This is a genomic window from Variovorax atrisoli 110B, from assembly GCF_000382045.1.
Classification (GTDB): Bacteria; Pseudomonadota; Gammaproteobacteria; order Burkholderiales; family Burkholderiaceae_C; genus Variovorax; species Variovorax atrisoli.
The window spans coordinates 287,950-306,681 of record NZ_KB907452.1 but is presented as its reverse complement, the minus strand read 5'-3'; the positions used below and the strand labels follow the sequence as shown (position 1 = coordinate 306,681).

At 68.5% G+C, this 18,732-nt stretch carries 20 protein-coding genes; 5 read left to right on the top strand and 15 right to left on the bottom strand.

The genetic code is table 11. From position 1 onward, the window contains the following. Positions 1-112: 112 nt before the first annotated feature. Entirely contained in the window at positions 113-619 is a 507-nt protein-coding gene (locus G369_RS0112525; protein ID WP_244164311.1) for a DUF4337 domain-containing protein, read from the top strand. Positions 620-790: 171 nt separating this feature from the next. After that, positions 791-1,054, top strand: a complete 264-nt coding sequence (locus G369_RS0112520) for a hypothetical protein (protein WP_020723053.1) — start codon at positions 791-793, stop codon at positions 1,052-1,054. Between the two features lie 28 nt (positions 1,055-1,082). On the opposite strand, the gene G369_RS0112515 is transcribed toward G369_RS0112520, so the two are convergent. The 10 genes from G369_RS0112515 to fusA form a co-directional block, all read right to left on the bottom strand. Continuing rightward, the gene (locus G369_RS0112515) at positions 1,083-2,891 is read right to left on the bottom strand and encodes a thiamine pyrophosphate-requiring protein (RefSeq protein WP_019654346.1); all 1,809 of its coding nucleotides are present in this window, start codon (positions 2,889-2,891) and stop codon (positions 1,083-1,085) included. 14 nt (positions 2,892-2,905) lie between these two features. Then, the gene (gene budC, locus G369_RS0112510; protein WP_019654345.1) at positions 2,906-3,670 is read right to left on the bottom strand and encodes a meso-2,3-butanediol dehydrogenase; all 765 of its coding nucleotides are present in this window, start codon (positions 3,668-3,670) and stop codon (positions 2,906-2,908) included. A 45-nt stretch (positions 3,671-3,715) separates the two neighbouring features. After that, on the bottom strand, positions 3,716-3,949 hold the full coding sequence (locus G369_RS0112505) for a hypothetical protein (protein WP_019654344.1): 234 nt from the start codon (positions 3,947-3,949) through the stop codon (positions 3,716-3,718). A gap of 335 nt (positions 3,950-4,284) precedes the next feature. Then, positions 4,285-4,776: a hemerythrin domain-containing protein gene (locus G369_RS0112500; RefSeq protein WP_020723052.1), complete on the bottom strand. Its 492-nt coding sequence runs from the start codon at positions 4,774-4,776 to the stop codon at positions 4,285-4,287. A 273-nt stretch (positions 4,777-5,049) separates the two neighbouring features. Beyond that, on the bottom strand, positions 5,050-5,910 hold the full coding sequence (locus tag G369_RS0112495) for a glucose 1-dehydrogenase (RefSeq protein WP_440870403.1): 861 nt from the start codon (positions 5,908-5,910) through the stop codon (positions 5,050-5,052). A 68-nt stretch (positions 5,911-5,978) separates the two neighbouring features. Then, on the bottom strand, positions 5,979-6,617 hold the full coding sequence (locus tag G369_RS0112490; RefSeq protein ID WP_019654341.1) for a cysteine hydrolase family protein: 639 nt from the start codon (positions 6,615-6,617) through the stop codon (positions 5,979-5,981). 228 nt (positions 6,618-6,845) lie between these two features. Then, a complete protein-coding gene (locus tag G369_RS0112485; protein WP_019654340.1) occupies positions 6,846-7,349 on the bottom strand; it encodes a DUF421 domain-containing protein in 504 nt (167 codons plus the stop codon). 4 nt (positions 7,350-7,353) lie between these two features. Beyond that, positions 7,354-7,920, bottom strand: coding sequence for a DUF421 domain-containing protein (locus tag G369_RS0112480; protein WP_019654339.1), 567 nt, complete (start codon positions 7,918-7,920; stop codon positions 7,354-7,356). Between the two features lie 106 nt (positions 7,921-8,026). After that, positions 8,027-8,365, bottom strand: coding sequence for a hypothetical protein (locus tag G369_RS0112475; RefSeq protein WP_019654338.1), 339 nt, complete (start codon positions 8,363-8,365; stop codon positions 8,027-8,029). 288 nt (positions 8,366-8,653) lie between these two features. Continuing rightward, on the bottom strand, positions 8,654-10,717 hold the full coding sequence (gene fusA / locus G369_RS0112470; protein ID WP_019654337.1) for an elongation factor G: 2,064 nt from the start codon (positions 10,715-10,717) through the stop codon (positions 8,654-8,656). Positions 10,718-11,104: 387 nt separating this feature from the next. On the opposite strand from fusA, the gene G369_RS0112460 reads away from it, so the two are divergent. Both G369_RS0112460 and G369_RS0112455 read left to right on the top strand, forming a co-directional pair. Beyond that, positions 11,105-12,676 carry a TerC family protein gene (locus G369_RS0112460; RefSeq protein WP_026346342.1) on the top strand — a complete coding sequence of 524 codons (1,572 nt, stop codon included), beginning with the start codon at positions 11,105-11,107 and terminating at the stop codon, positions 12,674-12,676. 25 nt (positions 12,677-12,701) lie between these two features. After that, the gene (locus tag G369_RS0112455; RefSeq protein WP_019654335.1) at positions 12,702-13,304 is read left to right on the top strand and encodes a flavin reductase family protein; all 603 of its coding nucleotides are present in this window, start codon (positions 12,702-12,704) and stop codon (positions 13,302-13,304) included. A 13-nt stretch (positions 13,305-13,317) separates the two neighbouring features. Here the strand turns inward: G369_RS0112455 and G369_RS0112450 are convergent, their stop codons facing one another. The 5 genes from G369_RS0112450 to G369_RS0112430 all read right to left on the bottom strand — a co-directional run bounded on the left by G369_RS0112450 (position 13,318) and on the right by G369_RS0112430 (position 18,052). After that, a complete protein-coding gene (locus G369_RS0112450) occupies positions 13,318-14,154 on the bottom strand; it encodes a ChbG/HpnK family deacetylase (protein WP_019654334.1) in 837 nt (278 codons plus the stop codon). Further along, the gene (locus G369_RS0112445) at positions 14,147-15,775 is read right to left on the bottom strand and encodes an ArnT family glycosyltransferase (protein WP_019654333.1); all 1,629 of its coding nucleotides are present in this window, start codon (positions 15,773-15,775) and stop codon (positions 14,147-14,149) included. Before G369_RS0112445 ends, G369_RS0112450 begins: the two co-directional genes overlap by 8 nt. Then, positions 15,772-16,833 carry a glycosyltransferase family 2 protein gene (locus tag G369_RS0112440; protein ID WP_019654332.1) on the bottom strand — a complete coding sequence of 354 codons (1,062 nt, stop codon included), beginning with the start codon at positions 16,831-16,833 and terminating at the stop codon, positions 15,772-15,774. Before G369_RS0112440 ends, G369_RS0112445 begins: the two co-directional genes overlap by 4 nt. Then, positions 16,830-17,426, bottom strand: a complete 597-nt coding sequence (locus G369_RS0112435; protein WP_019654331.1) for a phosphatase PAP2 family protein — start codon at positions 17,424-17,426, stop codon at positions 16,830-16,832. The genes G369_RS0112440 and G369_RS0112435 overlap by 4 nt, the downstream gene beginning before the upstream one ends. Before the next feature lie 173 nt (positions 17,427-17,599). Beyond that, a complete protein-coding gene (locus G369_RS0112430; RefSeq protein ID WP_019654330.1) occupies positions 17,600-18,052 on the bottom strand; it encodes a hypothetical protein in 453 nt (150 codons plus the stop codon). Between the two features lie 237 nt (positions 18,053-18,289). Between G369_RS0112430 and G369_RS0112425 the strand changes: the two genes are divergently transcribed. Continuing rightward, a complete protein-coding gene (locus G369_RS0112425; RefSeq protein WP_019654329.1) occupies positions 18,290-18,664 on the top strand; it encodes a hypothetical protein in 375 nt (124 codons plus the stop codon). Positions 18,665-18,732 lie beyond the last annotated feature (68 nt).

The window sequence follows — 18,732 nt, the reverse complement described above, 5'->3', positions numbered from 1 at the left end:
CGGCTTTCACGTGCACGGCCCGCACGATCACGAACTCGAACACGCCGCATCGGGCGGCCATGGTCATGGCGATGGCCATCACGCGGCTCCGGCAGAGGAGCACTCCGGCGGCATGAGCACGACGAGCAAGATCGCCATGTGCACGGCCGTCATCGCCACCTTCGGCGCCATCTTCGCGTACATGGGCGGCGCCACGCAGGCCAACGCGGGCATCTACAAGAACAACGCCGCCATCAAGAAGACCGAGGCGTCGAACCAGTGGAATTACTTCCAGTCGAAGAGCACCAAGCAGGCCCTCGCCGAGTTCGCCCGCGACACCGCGACCGACGACGCGCGCAAGCAGGGCTGGCAGGCCAAGGTGGCGCGCTACGAGCAGGAGAAGACCGACATCCAGACCGAGGCGAAGAAGCTGGAGGCCGAGGCGGGCAAGTGGGACGCACAGTCGGATGAGCAGATGCACCAGCATCATCGGTGGGCGCAGGCGACCACCGTGCTGCAGGTTTCCATTGCCCTGGCTGCCATTGCGCTGTTGACGAAGAACAAGTGGCTGGAGCGGGCGATGTTCGGGGTGGCGGCTGCGGGGCTGGCGGTCGGGGTACTGGCTGCATTCCACCTCTGAGGCGGCTGGCACAGGCCCGAAAACCGGCCAGAAACCGGACAAGCGTCAAGAAACCCCGTCTGCGAAATGCCGTTTGGCGCTGCCCGCCGATGCGCGTATGGTGGGTTCGCTCGTTGCTCGCGCCAATCCATCGATCCTGGTGGCTCGCATGTATCGGGTACCGAGGTGTGCGTGGATGGAAGTACCTTTGTCTATGACGGCCGGTCCGGACCCTGGGCCTGCACGATCTACCTTCTGACGCAGGAGGAGGGCAATTTCGCCGCCGTGGGCGATGTTGCCCTTGATGGCCGGCACCGCTGCAAGCTGGTGCTGTGCCAACCCCGCGTCCCCGTGGAAACCGGGCTCGATCTGCTGAAGCGCCGCTGCGTCGACTGGATCGAGCAGGTGGAGCGCCACGAGCAGGACTCTTCCCGCACGCAGCCGCTTCCCGCCTGACCCTCTCGGGGGCCCTTGCAGGCTCCGATCAGGCCGTCGTCTTCTCCGAGCGTCCTGCCGTGAAGCTGGCCCAGTACTCCCGCATCACCGCCTTCAGCGTCCGCATGCCCTCGGGGTCGCCCTGCCAGAGCGCGGAGAAGTACGCCTTGGCCTGTGCCAGCGAGACGTCCGGCGGCAGCGGCGGCACCGCGGCGTCGGTCACCATGTCGAGCAGCACCGGCCTGTCGGCCCTGAAGGCCGCATCCCAGGCGTCGCCGATGGCGTCGGGATTCTCGACGCGGATGCCTTCCAGCCCCAGCATCTGCGCGAAGCGCGCATAGGGAAAGTCGGGCAGCTCCTGCGAGGCATCGAACTTCGGGTCGCCGCCGAGCACGCGCTGTTCCCAGCTCACCAGGTTCAGGTCGCGGTTGTTGAGCACCATCACCACCAGCCGCGGATCGGCCCAGTCGCGCCACAGGCGTGCGATGGTGATGAGGCCGTTGATGCCGTTCATCTGCATCGCGCCGTCGCCCAGCAGCGCGACGACCGGGCGCTCGGGGTGCACGTGCTTCGCAGCGATCGCATACGGAACCGCCGGACCCATGGTCGCGAGCCCGCCGGAGAGGCTGGCCTTCATGCCGCGGCGCAGCTTGACGTCGCGCGCGTACCAGTTGGCGGCCGAGCCGCTGTCGCAGGTGATCACCGCGTGGTCGGGCAGGCGAGGGGAGAGCTCCCAGAACACGCGCTGCGGGTTGATCGGCGATGCGGGCACGTGCGCGCGCGCCTCGAGCACGCGCCACCAGCGCGCGACTTCGCTTTCGATGGAGGCGCGCCATGGCGATTCGGTCCTGCGCTCCAGCAGCGGCAGCAACGCCGCCAGCGTGGCGGCGCTGTCGCCCACGAGGCCCAGTTCCGCCGGGTAGCGCAGGCCCAGCGCGCGTGCGTCGGTGTCGATCTGCACGCAGCGCGCCTGCCCTTCCTCGGGCAGGAACTCGGCATAGGGGAAGGACGAGCCGACGATCAGCAGCGTGTCGCACTCTTCCATCATCCAGGAGCTCGGCCGCGTGCCCAGCACGCCGATGGAGCCGGTCACGAATGGAAGGTCGTCGGGCACTGCGGCCTTGCCGAGCAGTGCCTTGGCGATGCCGGCGCCCAGGCACTCGGCCACGGCGATGAGTTCGTCGCCCGCATGGAGCGCACCGGCGCCCGCAAGGATCGCGACCTTGCTGCCCGTGTTGAGGATGTCCGCCGCGTACTGCAGTGCATCGGGCGGCGGCACCACCGACGGCACGGTGGTGCCGATGCCGCTGTGCACCGTGCCGTGCTCGCGCGGTGGCACCGGCACGGCGGGAAGGTCCTGCACGTCGTTCGGGAAGATCACGCAGGTCACGGTGCGGCGGTCGCGGGCGATGCGGAACGCCCGGTCGATGAGATGGCGCACCTGCTCGGCGCTGGTGGCCATCTGCACGAACTCGTGGGCCACGTCCTTGAAGAGCGAGATGAGGTCCACCTCCTGCTGGTAGTCGCCGCCGAGCGCGCTGCGCTTCTGCTGGCCGACGAGCGCAACCACCGGCTGGTGGTCGAGCTTCGCGTCGTAGAGGCCGTTGAGCAGGTGGATGGCACCCGGCCCCGATGTCGCCAGGCACACGCCCACCTCGCCCGAGAACTTGGCATGCGCGCATGCCATGAAGGCGGCCAGTTCCTCGTGGCGGGCCTGAACGAACTCGATGGCATCGCCCGCGCGGTCGAGCGCGCCCACGATGCCGTTGATGCCGTCGCCCGGATAGCCATAGATGCGGCGCACGCCCCACTGGTGCATGCGCTCCACGACGAAATCGCCGACTGTGCTCGATGCCATGTTCCTGCCCTTCCTCAGCCCATGTCGGGCTGTCCGTTGGATGCCATCAGCCCGCCGTCCACCGGCATCGCGACGCCCGAGACGAAGCTCGCGTCGTCGCTCGCCAGGAAGGCGACCACGGCCGCGATCTCCGAAGGGTCGGCGCCGCGCCCCAGCGGAATGCGCTCGGCGAACTTCGCCATCAGCGCGCCGTCGCTCTTCATGTCCTCGGTCATGGGGGTGAAGGTGAGGCTCGGGCACACGGCATTCACGCGCACGCCGTCCTTGCCGTGGTCGAGCGCGAGGGCCTTGGTGAAATTGACGATCGCGCCCTTCGACGCGTTGTAGAAGCCCATCGCCCAGTCGCCGCCCAGGCCCGAGACCGAGGCGGTGTTGACGATGCAGCCCTTGCTGCGCACCAGGTGCGGCATGGCTGCGCGGCAGCCATGGAACACGCCGCCGGCGTTGACCGCCATGATCCGGTTCCAGTCTTCCAGGGGCGGCTGCGTGACCGTGCCCTCGACCGCGATGCCGGCGTTGTTGAATAGCACGTGCAGCGCGCCGAAGCGCTCGACGGTCGCATCCACCAGCGCCTGCACCTGTTCGAAGCTGGAGACGTCGGCCACCTTCACCAGCGTGCGCTCCTTCGGCAGGTCGCGCGCGACGCGCTGGAGCTTGTCGAGGGTGTCGCCCGCGAGCACCACGCTCGCGCCCTCCTGTGAAAAGCGGCGGGCGGTCGCTTCGCCGATGCCGCTGCCTGCGCCGGTCACGATGACGACGCGGTCCTTGAAACGTTGCATAACGATCCTCTCGGTGATGGGGTCGGGTTGATGACTGGGCGCCGTCTATTTCGGCGGTGCGGCTGGTGCCGTCGCCGGAGATGTCTGCGCGCCGCCCTGCACCTGCGCGGCCGGCGGCGAGGCCTCGTGCGAGGGCCCTTCGCCACGCTTGTCCGCAGCATAGAAATAGAGCAGGGCGCCGAGCATCACGACGATGGCCAGCGTCACGCTGAACACGAACACCCGCTGGTTGTCGCGTCGGTCGCTCCTGGCCTGCTGTCTTCTCGCTGTGTCGGTCATGGGATGTTCCTTTCCTGCGGTGCGGACTTATCCGTCCACAAGGAACAAGCTAGGACGGCGTTGCGGCTCGCGTGTCGGACATCGGCTTGGACGCCTGTCGAGAAGACTCTCCCGGGTACGGCAACACGAGGCGCGGCTGTTCATCCAAGCTGCAGCTCGCACTGCTCAAGGAGGTGTGAGGTTGGGGGGAGAGAAGGCGGGGGTGTCTGGCCGAGCGAGCGGCCTCGCGGCGAGCTGCGGCGGGTGCCGCACTGAAACGGGCGCCACACCACAGGAAGGGCAGCCGCCAGCCCAGCGCTGACGGCTGCCCCGGAGGAAGATGCGAGAGCCCGGCCTCAGGCCATCGCTTCCATCTCCGCCATGAGCTCTTCCTTGCGCTGCGCCAGCTGCTCGCGCATGGCGAGCAGGTCGAGGCTGCGGGCCGCGCGGGCCTTCACGAAGATCTCGTTGCGCTCTTCCTTCACATGGTGGTCGATGTACTCGCCCAGAACCTTCACCTTGGCGTCGAACTTCTCGTCGACCTCGGTGGCGTCCTGGATCTGCGCGATGAGCTCCTTGGCACTGGCGTGTTCCACCTCCGCCTCGTCGAGCAGGTCCACCTCCTTGATGGCCTCGCGCAGCGCCGGATAGAAGATCTCTTCTTCCAGCTGCGTATGCACCTGCAGTTCCATGCAGATCTGCATCGCGAGGTCGCGCTTCTTCTCGGCTGCGCTCGCGGCGCGGGAGTGGGCGAGTTCGTCGTAGGCGGTGAAGAGCTTCTTCACGTTCTTGTGGTCGGTATCCAGAAGGCTGCAGGCATCGGGGGTGGCGCGACGGGTCGTTGGCATCGTGGGCTCCATGGTTTGGGTTGAGAAATGAAAAACAGGCAATCAACAAAGAACTTGAGTCCAGAAGATGGAACTCGCCTTGCCCCCGTTGCGTAGGAAAGCGGCGTACGCGGCTGGCGGTGCATTTCTTTCAGCGCAACAAACGGCAACACGGGCCTGCAACTTCGGGAGTGGTTCCCACGGCCTTCGCAGGCGCCATCCCGCCCCGACGGCAAGAACGCCATCGTCGACGACACCTGGAGCGCCGTGGGCTTCGCCGGGCTGCCGAGCTGCTCAGATGAAAGGCACGCCCCCGGTCACCGGAATGGTGGCGCCCGAGATGTAGCTGGCCTCGTCGGAGGCGAGCAGCACGTACACCGCCTGCAGTTCCGCGGGCTGGCCGGGCCGCTTCATCGGCGTCTGCATGCCGAATTCCTTCACCTTCTCTGGCGGCAGGGTCGAGGGGATCAGCGGCGTCCAGAACGGCCCCGGCGCCACGCAGTTCACGCGGATGCCCTTCTCGGCCAGCAGCTGCGCCATGCCGCCGGACATGTTCTGGATCGCGCCCTTGGTCGCGGCGTAGGCCACCAGCGTGGCATTGGGCTTGTCGGCGTTGACCGATGCAGTGCTGATGATGGCGCTGCCCGGCTTCATGCACGCCGCCGCTGCCTTGCTGAGGAAGAAGTTGGCGTAGACGTTGGTGCGGAAGGTGCGGTCGAACTCCTCGGGCGTGATCTCGCAGAGGTCCTTGTGGGCCATCTGGAAGGCCGCGTTGTTCACCAGGATGTCGAGCTTGCCGAAGCGCTCCATGGCCGTGTCCACGAGCTTCCTGCAGTGCGGTTCGTCGCGGATGTCGCCCGGCACGGCGACGCAGGTGCGGCCCTCCTTCTCGATGAGCTCCGCGGTGCGGCGCGCGTCCGACTCCTCCTCGGCAAGGTAGGAGATCAGCACATCCGCCCCTTCGCGTGCGAAGGCCAGCGCCACGGCGCGGCCGATGCCGCTGTCGCCTCCGGTGATGATCGCGGCCTTTCCGATGAGCTTGCCGGAGCCGACGTAGGACGACTCGCCGAAGTCCGGCGGCGGATCCATCCGCGATTCGAGCCCGGGCGGGGTCTGGCGGGGCGTGTCGAAGGGTGGTTGCGGTGCGGCTTGCATGGGGTGTGTCATGGGTTTCTCCAAACGGAAGTGGGAACGGAAAGGAAACAGAAAAAGAAATGGAGGAGCTATCGCTTGCGCGATCGCGCGGCCGGCAGGCGGATGCGCGGGCCGGAGGTGGTCGCGATGCCGAACACCGTCTCGCACTGCTCCAGCAGCATCGCGTGGCGCCTGGCCGTCTGCGTGGCGGTGCAGTCCCTGGGAAGCACCACCTCGAAGCCGTGCATGCGCGCGTCGGTGGCCGTGCTCATCACGCACTGGTCGCTGGCCACGCCCGCCACGATGAGGCGGCACGCCTTCAGAACGCCCAGCAGCTGTTCGAGCGGCGTCGCGACGAAAGCGGACTGCTGCGGCTTCAGCACGAAGTAGTCGTCGTGGTCCGGCGCGAGGCTGGCCGTGATGTCCGCGCCGGGGCCGCCGCTCTGCATCGAGAGGCCGACCAGCGCATTAAAGTCGGAGCGCCATCGGCCGCGGTTGTCGTTGACGTAGATCGCCGGCACGCCGCGCGCCTTGCAGCGCCGCTTCAGCGCCACGATGGAAGGAGCGATGGCCACGGCTGCGGGCAGCAGCTTCTCGGCGTCGGGAAAGTCCCAGCTGCTGATCATGTCGATGATGAGCAGGGCGGTCTCGCCATTGGCCGCTTCGACGGCCAGGGCGTCGTTCGAAGGGGAGGAGGACCCGGTACGGGGCCGGTGCGGTGCTGCCATGTCGAAAAGAAGGAAGGCACCCGCTCAACCCCTGCCGGACTCGCGACGGGTCTTCATTTCGAGGCTTCGGGCCGGGTCGGAGGTGGGGCTGCTGCTCATGGGCTTTCCTTGGAGTGATGGATGTCATTCCAGGGCCCGAGTGTTCGCAGCTGAAGCCCGCGCGAACGAGGCCATCGCCGTTGCCGTGGGTCGGTGCTGTCTTACGTGCGTGGCGCGAGCCACACTGAATCAGGAGCGTCGCTTGACGATGCTCAGCTTGCCGTCGCGCTCCAGCACAGCGCATTCGACTTCGTCGAGCGACACGCCGCCGCCCTGCTGGCGCAGCGCCTCGTCGATGTCCTTGCGCGAGACCAGCGCGTGATGCATGGCTTTCTCGTCGAGCCTGCCATCGCGCACCAGCGTGATCTTGTGGCCGTTGACCAGATCCTCGAAGCCCTGCCACCGCCTGCCCGCGAGCGCGACGAGCCGGTGCGTGGCCACCAGCGCCGCACCGGCCGCCATGGTGCTCCAGAAGGGCGAGGCGCCGACCACTGCGCGGCTGAGCACTGCGCCCAGCAACACGGTGATGCAGATGTCGAACGGGCTCTGCTGGCCGAAGGAGCGCCGTCCCGATGCGCGGATCATCGCCAGCGCGAAGAAGAAGACGACCAGCGCCCGCGCGGCCATCTGCCACGGGGTGAGCGCGGAGCCCTCGCCGAAGAGCCAGTCGAAGAACTGCATCGCCTTCGTCATTGCGTCATTGGGCCGGTGGCCTGGGAGCCTCGGGCGGCTGGTGGCGATCCTCGTCTTCGCTGCCGCCTTCGTTCTGCTTCTTGATGCTGCTCTTCTTCTTGAAAACGCTCAGCGTTCCGTCGCTCTCAAGCCGGGCGACGCGCACCTCCGAGAAATCCGCCACGCCTTGCTCACGGAGTTTGCCGCGCAGTTCGTCCGTGGTGATCATCTCGCGCCGAAGCGCGCGCCGGTTCAGCCGGCCGCCGCGGATGAGCACCTCCGGCTGCGGCTCGAGGAAGCGGGCGACCGGCTCGAAGCGATAGCTGAGCCAGTCGAGCGCGAAGTTCCAGCCCACCAGCGTCGCCAGCAGCACGAGGCCGTCGTCGATCGACTTGTACTCGCCCTGCATCGCATTGCTGGAAGCGTCGGCCACCAGCACCACGAAGAGCAGGTCGGCCACGCCCATCGAGCCGATGTCGCGCCGCAGTACGAAGCGGAACACCAGCAACAGGAACCAGTACACGACCGTGCCCCGCACCACCATGTGCCACACGGGAAACTCGCGCGCGAAAAGTTCGGCGACTTCGCTCATGCCGTCTGCCTGTCCTCTGTCTGCTGTGAGTCGGTTCAGGCTTCAACATAGGTTCGGGTGGAGTCGGGCCTTGTCGGCAGCGGTGGCTGCGGGCTGTAGGTGGCGACTACCCGGGTTGCGCCATGGGGTGTTCGTCGACGACGCGCTCGGCGAGGCCGGCCCGCAGCCTTTGCAACGTCGCGTCTGCCGCTCCCAGGCACCTCTGCAGCTCCTCGTTGACCACTCGCACCAGCGCTCCGAGTTCGGTGCGGGTCGGGTAGACCTCATCGGTTTCGCTCGTTCGCTGGGGAGCGATGAGCTTTTCAAGGCACGCGAATGCGCGTTGCACTGCCAGGAGGCCATCGATGTCGTCGCAGGCCTGCAGCGCGAGCGATTCGAGGCTTGCGGCTTCGGAAGATGGGGGGAATGAAGAGACGTGCGCGGACGCGCGGGCAGATGCAGCCATCAAAGGCCTCCAGTGGTTTCGGCTTGTTGACACCGCTGCGCTCAACGCCAATTGAGGGCGGCGGCTCGACGAGTTGGCGTACCGGGAAACCACTTGCATGAAACCGGCCGGGCTCGCGCCCGCACGTCGAGCCGCCAAAACTGGAGGCACGAACGACGAAGCCGCAGACCCTGCGCGGTGACTGCGGCTTTACGTCGCAGTGATTTCAGCGGGACGCCAATCCCGATCACGCCCTTGTTCGACGTGACGGGGCGCAGTATAGCCACCCGCCGCGGCCTCACTGGCGCTTCACTGATCGTCTTCCCGCCCCCGGTATTGCCCCATCAGCACCTGCTGCACGTTCGGCGGCACGGCCTCGTAGTGCGACAGCGCGATCGTGTAGCGGCCCTGTCCGCTCGTCATCGCATTGAGTCGCGACTGGTAGCTCGCCAGCTCGGCCATGGGCACCTGTCCGCGGACGGCAGCCGCGCCGGCTCCGAGGGCCGACGTGCCGGTGACCAGTCCGCGCCGCGACGAAAGGTCGCTCGTCAGGTCGCCCACCGCATGCTCGGGCGCCACGATCTCGATCTGCACGATCGGCTCCAGCACCACCGGCCTGGCTTCGCGGATCGCGGCCATGAAGGCCTTTCGGCCTGCGGTGGCGAAGGCGATGTCCTTGCTGTCCACGCTGTGGTGCTTGCCGTCGTAGACCACCACGCGCACGTCGACGACCGGGTAGCCCGCGATGGCGCCGCACGAGAGCACCTCGCGCACGCCTTTCTCGACGGCGGGAATGAACTGGCCCGGAATCGCGCCGCCCCTGACTTCGTCGGCGAACTGGAAGCCGTCGCCGCGAGAGAGCGGCTCCACGCGCAGGAAGACTTCGCCGAACTGGCCTGCGCCGCCGGTCTGCTTCTTGTGGCGGTGATGGCCCTCGGCCGGCGCGGTCACGGTCTCGCGGTAGGCGATGCGCGGCGGGCGCGTCTGCACCTCGAAGCGATACACCTCGCGAAGGCGTTCGAGCACGGTGCGCAGGTGCAGTTCGCCCAGGCCGTAGAGCACCGTCTCGTTGGTCGCCGCCACATGCTCGATGCGCAGGCAGGGGTCTTCGGCCGCGAGCTTGCCGAGGATCTCCCATGCGCGCTGCTCGTCGCCATGCCGTTTGGGCTCCACGGCCAGCCCGTGCACGGGCACGGGAAACGCCAGCGGCGCGAGGTGCACGTGGCTGTCTTCGGCCGCGTCGTGCAGCACGTCGTCGAACTGGAGCTCTTCCACCTTCGCCACGGCCACGATGTCGCCCGGCACGGCCCTCGGCACCTCGACATGGTCCTTGCCCTGGAGCATGAAAAGGTGCCCTACCTTGAAGGGCTTGCGGCCGTCGCCGATGTAGAGCTGGCTGTCGCTCGCGACGGTGCCCTGGTGCACGCGCATGATGCCGAGCTTGCCGACGTAGGGATCGCTCGTCACCTTGAAGACGTGCGCCAGCACGTGCATCGACGGGTCTGGCGTGGCGTGCATCGGCCTTGCATCCTCGCCTTCGCCCAGCAGGAAGTCCGGCGGATTGGCCTCGCTCGGGTCGGGCAGCAGCTTGACGATGATGTCGAGCATCTCCGCCGCCCCCGCGCCGCTGCGCGCCGAGACGAAGCACACGGGAATCAGGTGGCCTTCGCGCAGCGCCTGTTCGAGCGGCGCATGCAGCTCGGCGGCGTCCACGTCGCCGTCGTTCAGGTAGCGCTCGACGAAGGCCGCGTCGACCTCGACGACCTGTTCGACCAGCGCGCGATGCGCCGCATCGACTGCGCCGATGTCGGACTCGCCCTCGCGGTTGAAGAAGCAGTCGATCACGCGCGTGCCGCCCGAAGCGGGCAGGTTCAGCGGCAGGCATTCGCGGCCGAAGGTGTCCTGGATCTGCGCGAGCAGGCCGGCGAGGTCGGCGGCGGGGTCGTCGATCCTGTTGACGACCACGAGGCGCGCGAGGTGGCGCGATGCCGCGTAGTCCATCATGCGCAGCGCCATCGGCTCGATGCCGGCGGCGGCGTTGATGACGATGGCGGCGGTTTCCACGGCCTCCAGCGCGGGCAGGCTCTGGCCCAGGAAGTCGGCGCCGCCGGGCGTGTCGATCAGGTGGATGCGGGTGCCGCCGTGCGCCATGTGCATCAGCGTCGCATTGAGCGAATGCTGCATTCGCTTCTCGATCGGGTCGTGGTCGCTGACGGTGGTGCCGCGCTCCACGCTGCCGCGTGCCCCGATGGCGCCCGCCTCGTGCAGCAGGGCCTCTGCAAGGGAGGTCTTGCCGGACGCGGAGGCGCCGACGAGCGCCAGGGTTCGCACCGCTTCCATTTCGGCCGCGAGGCCGTTCGATCGGCTTGGCATGCGTGGCTCCTTCACGCCCGCAAGACGGGCCCGGCGGCCCGCTCGGGGCTCGGGTGCTGCGCGCGGACGCCGGGTCAGCCTAAGGTATTGACCGTACCGATGCAAGCGGAAATGGCAGGGTCGCGAGGAGGGCCTTCGCTAAACTGCGCGGGTGAACTCCTCTTCCGAGCCTCCCAGTAGGCCGCTGGCATGCGCCAGCACCGCCTTCGCTTCAACCCTCATCTCTTCCCCGCAAAGCGGCGCCGCGGCTGACATCCACGCGGCCTTCTTGCGCTCTCCGCCTCCCCAGTCGCCTCCCCAGTCGCCTCCCGAGCCGCCCCTTTGCGGCATGGGCCGCGGCATGTTGCGCTGCAGCGGTGTGCGTGCTTCTTCCTTGCTCCCATCATGATCGAACTGCTCTCCGACCCGGCCGTCTGGCTCGGTCTCCTGACGCTGGTCGTCCTGGAGATCGTGCTGGGCATCGACAACCTCGTCTTCATCGCGATCCTCGCGGAGAAGCTGCCGCCAAGCCAGCGCGACAAGGCCAGGCTCATCGGCCTGAGCCTCGCGCTCATCATGCGGCTGGCGCTGCTGTCCATCGTCTCGTGGCTGGTGACGCTGACCACGCCGCTGTTCCACGTGTGGGGGCACGGCTTTTCGGGCCGCGACCTGATCCTGCTGGGGGGCGGTCTGTTCCTGCTTTTCAAGGCCACGTCGGAGCTGCACGAGCGGCTCGAAGGCGTGGCGGCGCACACGGCCACCGGTCCGGTGGCCTACGCGAGCTTCTCGCTGGTGGTGTCGCAGATCGTCGTGCTCGATGCGGTGTTCTCGCTCGATGCGGTCATCACCGCGGTGGGCATGGTCGACCACCTGCCGGTGATGATGGCGGCGGTCGTCATCTCCATCGGCATCATGCTGTGGGCCTCGAAGCCGCTCACCCGTTTCGTCAACGCGCATCCCACGGTGGTGATGCTGTGCCTGAGCTTCCTGCTGATGATCGGCCTGAGCCTCGTGGCCGAGGGCATGGGCTTCCACATTCCGAAGGGCTACCTGTACGGCGCCATCGGCTTCTCAGTGATGATCGAGGCGCTGAACCAGTGGGCGCGGCGCAATGCGCTCAAGCACGAGGCGCGCAGGCCGCTGCGCGAGCGCACGGCCGAGTCGGTGCTGCGGCTGCTCGGCGGCAGGGTGCGCGGCGAGCCCGTGCCCGCCGGTGCGGGCGCGTCCGACGCGACGCCAGAGGCGCAGGAAGAACCGGCCTTCGCGATCGAGGAGCGCAACATGGTGAGCGGGGTGCTCTCGCTGGCCGAGCGCACCGTGCGTTCGGTGATGACGCCGCGCGCCGATGTCTCGTGGGTGAACCTCGACGACGACCCGGTGGCGGTGCGCGAGCAGCTGCTCGACACGCCGCACGGCATCTTCCCCGTGTGCCGGGGCTCGCTCGACGAGGTGGTGGGCGTGGCGCGCGCCAAGGACCTGCTGGGCCAGCTGCTGCGCAACGGCCGGATCGACGAGAGCGCCGGCCTGCGCGCGCCCATCTACGTGCCGGAGTCGACCACCGCGATCCGCCTCATCGACACGCTGCGCGGCGCGCGCGGCCAGCTCGCGCTGGTCAGCGACGAGCACGGCACGCTCAGCGGCGTGGTGACGCCCATCGACGTGCTGGAGGCCATCGCCGGCGAGTTCCCCGACGAGGACGAGACGCTGGAGATCCTGCAGACCGCGCCCGATGCATGGACCGTCTCCGGCAGCGCCGACCTGCATCTGCTGGAGCAGGCGCTGCAGACCCATGGCCTCGTCAGCGATGACGACAGCTACACATCGGTCGCGGGCCTGCTGCTGGAGCGCTTCGGCGGGCTTCCCGCGCGCGATGCCCGCTGGACGCACGACGGGTACGATTTCGTGGTGACCGACGTCGATGCGCAGCGCATCCGCACGGTCGCCGTCCGCCGGGTGCCGGTGGAAGAGCCCGAGACCTGACCCACGTCCTGATCCATCGCCCGCCATGAACGCCATCACCCATCGCCAGCCCGTCGCACTGAACAAGGCCTACCGCCTGCTGAACCACGGTCCCACGGTGCTCGTGAGCGCCGCGCACGGCGGCCGGCGCAACATCATGGCGGCAGCCTGGGCCATGCCGCTGGACTTCGATCCGCCCAAGGTGGCGGTGGTGCTCGACAAGAGCACCTGGACGCGCGAACTGCTCGAAGGCGCAGGCAGCTTCGCGCTGCAGGTGCCGGTGCGCGCGCAGCTCGACCTGACGGAGACGCTGGGCAACACGTCGGGCCGCGAGATCGCCGATCAGCCGGGGCAGGACAAGTTCGCCGCCTACGGCCTCTCGACCTTCGCGGGCACCGCCATCGATGCGCCGCTGCTCGAAGGCTGCGCCGCGTGGCTCGAATGCAGGCTGCTGCCAGAGCCGGCCATCCAGCAGCGCTACGACCTGTTCCTCGGCGAGGTGATCGCCGCGCAGGCCGACGAGCGGGTGTTCTCCAACGGGCGCTGGCACTTCGACGGACACGACGAGCTGCGCACGCTGCACCACGTGGCGGGCGGGCACTTCATCGTCGATGGAGAAGCGGTCGACGCGCGGATGCTGCCCCGCTAGAGGAAGCCCGCGCTCAGGCGGGCTGCAGGCAGCGGGTGAGCGGTGCGAGCGTGACCTCGCTGCCTCCCGCATCGCGCAGGGCCTGGGCGGGCTCCAGCGCGAGCAGCGCGGTGTATTCGCGCAACCGCGCGCCGCCATGCGGATCGCCGGGCATGAGGCCGGCGGACGGATGGCACATGAGCACGTCGCCGGTGCGGCTGGCCGAGAGCCATTCGCGCAGCCGCTGCTCGTGGCTGTTGATGTCGCCCGAGAAGCCGTAGACGCCCAGCAGCCGGCCGCTGGTCGGAATGCCGCGGCGTTCGGCCAGCGCCGCCAGCCGCGCGCCGCCCAGCACGTGGATGATCTCGGCCTTCAGCCGGTCGGGGCCCTGGCGAAAGCCCGGCGCCGTGTTGCGGATCCAGGGCGGCGACGAGGGATAGCGCCGCGCGATCTCCTGCACCAGCAGTTCGCGCACCACCGGGAACTGGTGCACGTGCCGATGCCCGTCGACGAAGGCGGGCGCGCGGCCCATGGCGTCCTCGAAGCGGGTGAACTGGTCGCGGATGTCGGCCTCGAGCCCGGGCGAGAACACCGTGCGCGTCCAGGTGCGCGCGATCAGGCCGGCCAGGCCCGGTTCGGGGCCGCCGGCATGCGCGGGGCGCGTGAGGTCGAGGTGCAGGCCGGCGTCGAACTCCGAGGGCTCCAGCTGACGCAGCATCCTCGCGCCTGCCAGCCAGGCCTCGCGGCGCACCATGCCGCTGGTGGCCGAGATCTTTCCTTTCGCGGCGAGGTCGAGCACGGCCGAGTTGATGCCGGCGCTCATGCCGAAGTCGTCGGCGCAGATGCACAGGTAGCGGCGCGGTTCAGCCATTGCCGCCGTTCGTTCCGGTGGTGTGGGCGGGCGCCGGGGCGGCGGCCGGGTCGGGGAAGGGCACCGTGTCCAGGCAATGCGGGTCGCCCGTGGCGCTGCCCTTGAAGCGCCAGGCCGCCAGCCCGTCGTTCACCACCACCAGCTGCGCATGGTGCAGCCACGGATTGGCGAGGTGCGCCGTGTTCGCGCCGACGATCCAGGTGGTGCGCGGCACGCACAGCACTTCGGCGAGCTCCGTGCGATCGACCAGCGTGCGCGCCGCGCGCGCCGGATCGAAGCGGCTCGCGTCGAAGATCTCCTTGCGCCAGTTGTCGCGCGTGTCCTCGGCCGCGGCCTTCCAGTCGTCCGACACCATCACCGGCTCGCGCAGGTTCCAGTAGAACGGAATCTCGTAGTTGTAGGTGTCGAGCATCAGCACCTGTTCACCCGGTGCCACCGCTTGCCCAGCCGGCAGGCGCAGCCGCGAGCCCGGCGGCGACGAATACACCATCACGGCGATCACGCACCCGATGCAGACCGCGGCCGCCGCCACCGTCATCGCGCGCACCTTCGGCAGCAGGGTCTCCAGCGGGCGTCCCGCCAGCACGCGCTGCGCGATCAGGTACGCCAGCGGCGGCAGCGCCGGGAGCACGTAGCCCACCAGCTTGGAGCGCGGCAGCGAGAAGAACACCACGATCACCGCGAGCCATATCCACATCAGCCGGTCGATGTCCGGCTGGCGGTGGCGCGCCGCGGCGTCGTTCGTCGCGTCGTCCGATCCGCGAGGCACGAACACCCATGCGAACCACGGCAGCGTCAGGCCTGCCAGCACCGGCAGATAGAACCAGAAGCCGTGCTCGTTGTTGAAGCCCGACGACGCGAAGCGCCGGAAGTGCTGGGTGACGACGAAGTAGTCGAAGAACTCCGGATATCTCAGCTGCATCGCGACGAACCACGGCCCGGCCACTGCCAGCAGCACGGCCCAGCCGGGCAGCCACAGCGCGAGGCGCAGTGCCCCGAGCCTGCGCGTTGCGGCGCACCAGATCGCGATCACCATCGCGGGCAGCACGAGTCCGATCAGCCCCTTGGCCAGCAGGCCGGCCGCGGCGAACAGCCAGGCGCCGGCCAGCAGTGCGCGCCATGGCTCCTCGCGCTCGCGGGCCAGTGCCGCGCCCGCCGCCAGCAGCACCGTGGCCGAGATGCAGCCCGCCACCAGCATGTCGAGGTTGGCGAACTGCGCGCCCAGGAAGAAGAAGGGCGTGGTCACCAGCACCACCGTGGACAGCAGCGCCAGGCGCACCGTCGACCAGCGGCGCAGGAAGAGAAAGAGCGCCGCGGCCGCCGCTGCGCCGCCCAGCACGGAAGGCAGCCTCGCCGCCCATTCCACGGGCCCTGCGATCGACATCGCCGCCGCGCCGATCCAGTAGAAGAGCGGCGGCTTGTGGAAGAAGGGCAGTCCGTCGAGCCGTGGCACGAGCCAGTCGCCCGAGTGCAGCATGGCGAGCGCGACGCCGCCGTAGCGGCCCTCGTCGGGCGCCATCAACGGACGCATCCATGCCGTGGCCAGCAGCCAGGCGAGCAGGGCTGCGATGAGCCATATGGGTTGAGGAGCGGTCCACCATGGGGAAGCGGGTCGTTTCATGTCTTTCCGGTCTCGAGTCCCGTGCCGCGTTCGCGGCGCACCACGTACAGCGGCCGACCCTTCACTTCCTCGTAGATGCGGGCGATGTATTCGCCCACGATGCCGGTGGAGATCATCTGGATGCCGATGAAGAACATGAGGCTCACCACGATGGTGGTCCAGCCCGAGACTTCGTTGCCGAACAACAGGTAGTTGATGGCCACGAAGGCGCCGTAGGCGAAGGCCGGTATCGCGAGCATGAGGCCCGCCACGCTGACCGCGCGCAGCGGCCAGGTGGTGAAGGCGGTGAGCCCGTCCATGGCCAGGCGCACCAGCCGGCGCTTGTTGAAGGTGCTCTTGCCTTCCGCGCGCGGCGCGGGCGTGTAGGGCAGCGCCACCGCACGGAAGCCCACCCAGGCGTACAGGCCCTTCATGAAGCGGCTGCGCTCGGGCAGGCTCATGAGTGCGTCGACCACCTTGCGGTCCATCAGGCGGAAGTCGCCCGCGTCCTTGGGCACGGCGAAGCGGTCGGACCCGTTGATCAGGCTGTAGAAGAGCTTGCTGCCGAGCTGCTTGAAGCGGCTCTCGTCGCTGCGCTGCTCGCGCACCGCGTACACCACCTCGGCGCCGGCCACCCACTGCGCGATCATGGTGTGGATGAGTTCCGGCGAATGCTGCAGGTCACCGTCGAGCAGCACCACCGCGTCGCCCGTGGCGGCGGCGAGGCCCGCGGTGAGCGCGGCCTCCTTGCCGAAGTTGCGCGACAGCGAGATGCAGCGAAAGCCCGAGAGCTCGCACCATGCCTCGGCCACCGCGACGGTGTCGTCGGTGCTGCCGTCGTCCACCACGATGATCTCCCAGCGCATGCGCGTGTCCCAGAGGATGTCCTCCAGCAGCGGCAGCAGGTGCCGCAGGTTCGCGGCTTCGTTGAAGCACGGGATCACGCAGGAGATGCTGCGCGTCGAATCGGGTGCTGCATGCGGCACGTCGGTGTCCGCGCGCGCTGCGGGGAGGGCTTCGGCCTGTGGCATGCGCATCGGCGCGCGGGCATGCCGGCCGTTGTCGGTCGAGGAAATCATGGATGCCTCCAGAAAGAAGCGGCCGCTTGCCTGTTGTCGCGGGCGCGGCCGGCCGGCGACGCTGGAAAAGAGAAGAAGCGATGTGCCAGGAGCTGCACGACGAGGAGCGCGCCCGCAATGGCGCCTCCGAGCAGCAGGCCCGCGGCGATGTCGATCGGGAAATGCACGCCCACGTAGACGCGCGCCCAGCCCGTGAGGGCCGCGAGCGCCAGCAGCGGCATGGCCAGCCTGCGCAGCCCCGGGCGCAGCAGGAAGGCCAGGGCCACCATGAACATCACGGTCGCGTGCGTGCTCGGCAGCGAGCCGCGGCCGGCGTGCTCGATGTAGGCGGGTGCGAGCCCGAGCACGAAGGGGCGCGGCGCGTTCACTGCCTGGGCGATCGCATGGGAGGCCATCGACGAGAGGCCGGCGAAGGCCGCGACGATGCACAGGTAGGCGCGTTCCTCGCGATACCGCCACAGCGCGAACACGACCAGGGCCGCGCTCACCCAGCTGCCCCAGAGCGCGAAGGCGGATGCGACGGACAGCACCCACGGCGTCGGCTGTGTGCCGGCCGTGAGCCATTGGAAGAGCGCGAGATTCAGCGAATTCATGACGCCACCTTCTTCGGCGCGATCGGGAAGTGGAAGGAAAAAATGCGCGAGCGAAGCCACGCGCCACCACGGGCGCAACAAGCGAAACCGGACATGGTCGAACCTTTCGACAGGGGAAGAGATGGCCCGCTGCAGGACGCAGCAGACCGCCTCGACGCACGAGGCGTCGTGTCTCAGGTGGCGGAAGGTGGCGCGACGGTCGGCGGCAGGCGCCGCCAGGGCTGCGAGGGAGGTGGCGCGCCGCCGTGCGGAGGCACGTGTTCGGGCGCTTCGCGCACGATGGGAACCGCAAGCCGTGCGACGGCCAGCGCCAGCGGCAGGAGCGCCAGCACCATCGCCATCAGCGTGCTCAGCGCGAGGTCGAAGGCATCGGGATGGTCGATGCTCGCAGGAGCCTGTGCGAACAGCGTGGTCTCGCGGTCGGACGGGTGGTCCGCGCGGTCGTCGGCTTCGAACTGGGTGGTGTCGCTGGCGCTGCGCACGCGCAGCATCGGCTCGTCTTCCAGCCCGTCGCAGCGGAAATGGACCGCGATGAAGGGCTGCAGAAGAATGAGCAGCATGCCCGCCACACACCACGCCTTGTGGTGTGCGTCGACGAAACGGCGGACGCGTGCGAGCAACAGCATGGGCGAATGCTATGAGGCTCGTGTGAACCGAACCTGATCGGGCGGGTCAGCATCCCGCAAGGTTCAGGATGACGCCCGTATGAAAAGGACGTCGAGGTCGATGTGCCTTGCGAACGTGAAAAAGGTCTCGCGCCGTACGGCTCGTCACACATCGGCGTAAACATTCGTCAACTGCGCTGCTGCGAGCGCGTTGGTCGCTGCATGCACGTGCTTTCGTGCGATTCACAAGGAGCGATCTTGAAGAAGACCCTTTTCCTGCTGGCGGCCAGTTCCGTCCTTGCCGTCTCTGCCTTTGCACAGCAACCAGCCGCTCCCGCGACGACCAGCCCTGCCACCGCGCCGGCCGCTGCCACGGCACCTGCTCCTGCGGCGGCGAAGCCCGCTGCTGCGCCTGCTGCGGCCGCACCCGCTGCGGCAGCGGCCAAGCCCGCAGCCGCGCCTGCCGCCTCCACGACTGCAGCGGCACCCGCCGCCGGCCAGGTATGGGTCAACGGCAAGGTCTATCACTGCGCCAACGACAAGTACTTCGGCAAGACCAAGCGCGGCTCGTACATGTCAGAAGCCGACGCGAAGGCCAAGGGCGCACACGCCGCCCACGGCAAGGCGTGCTGAGCGTCGAGACCACGTGAATAGCGCCCCTGACGGGGCGCTTTCTCTTTGGCGCAGCGGAAGTGCCTGCG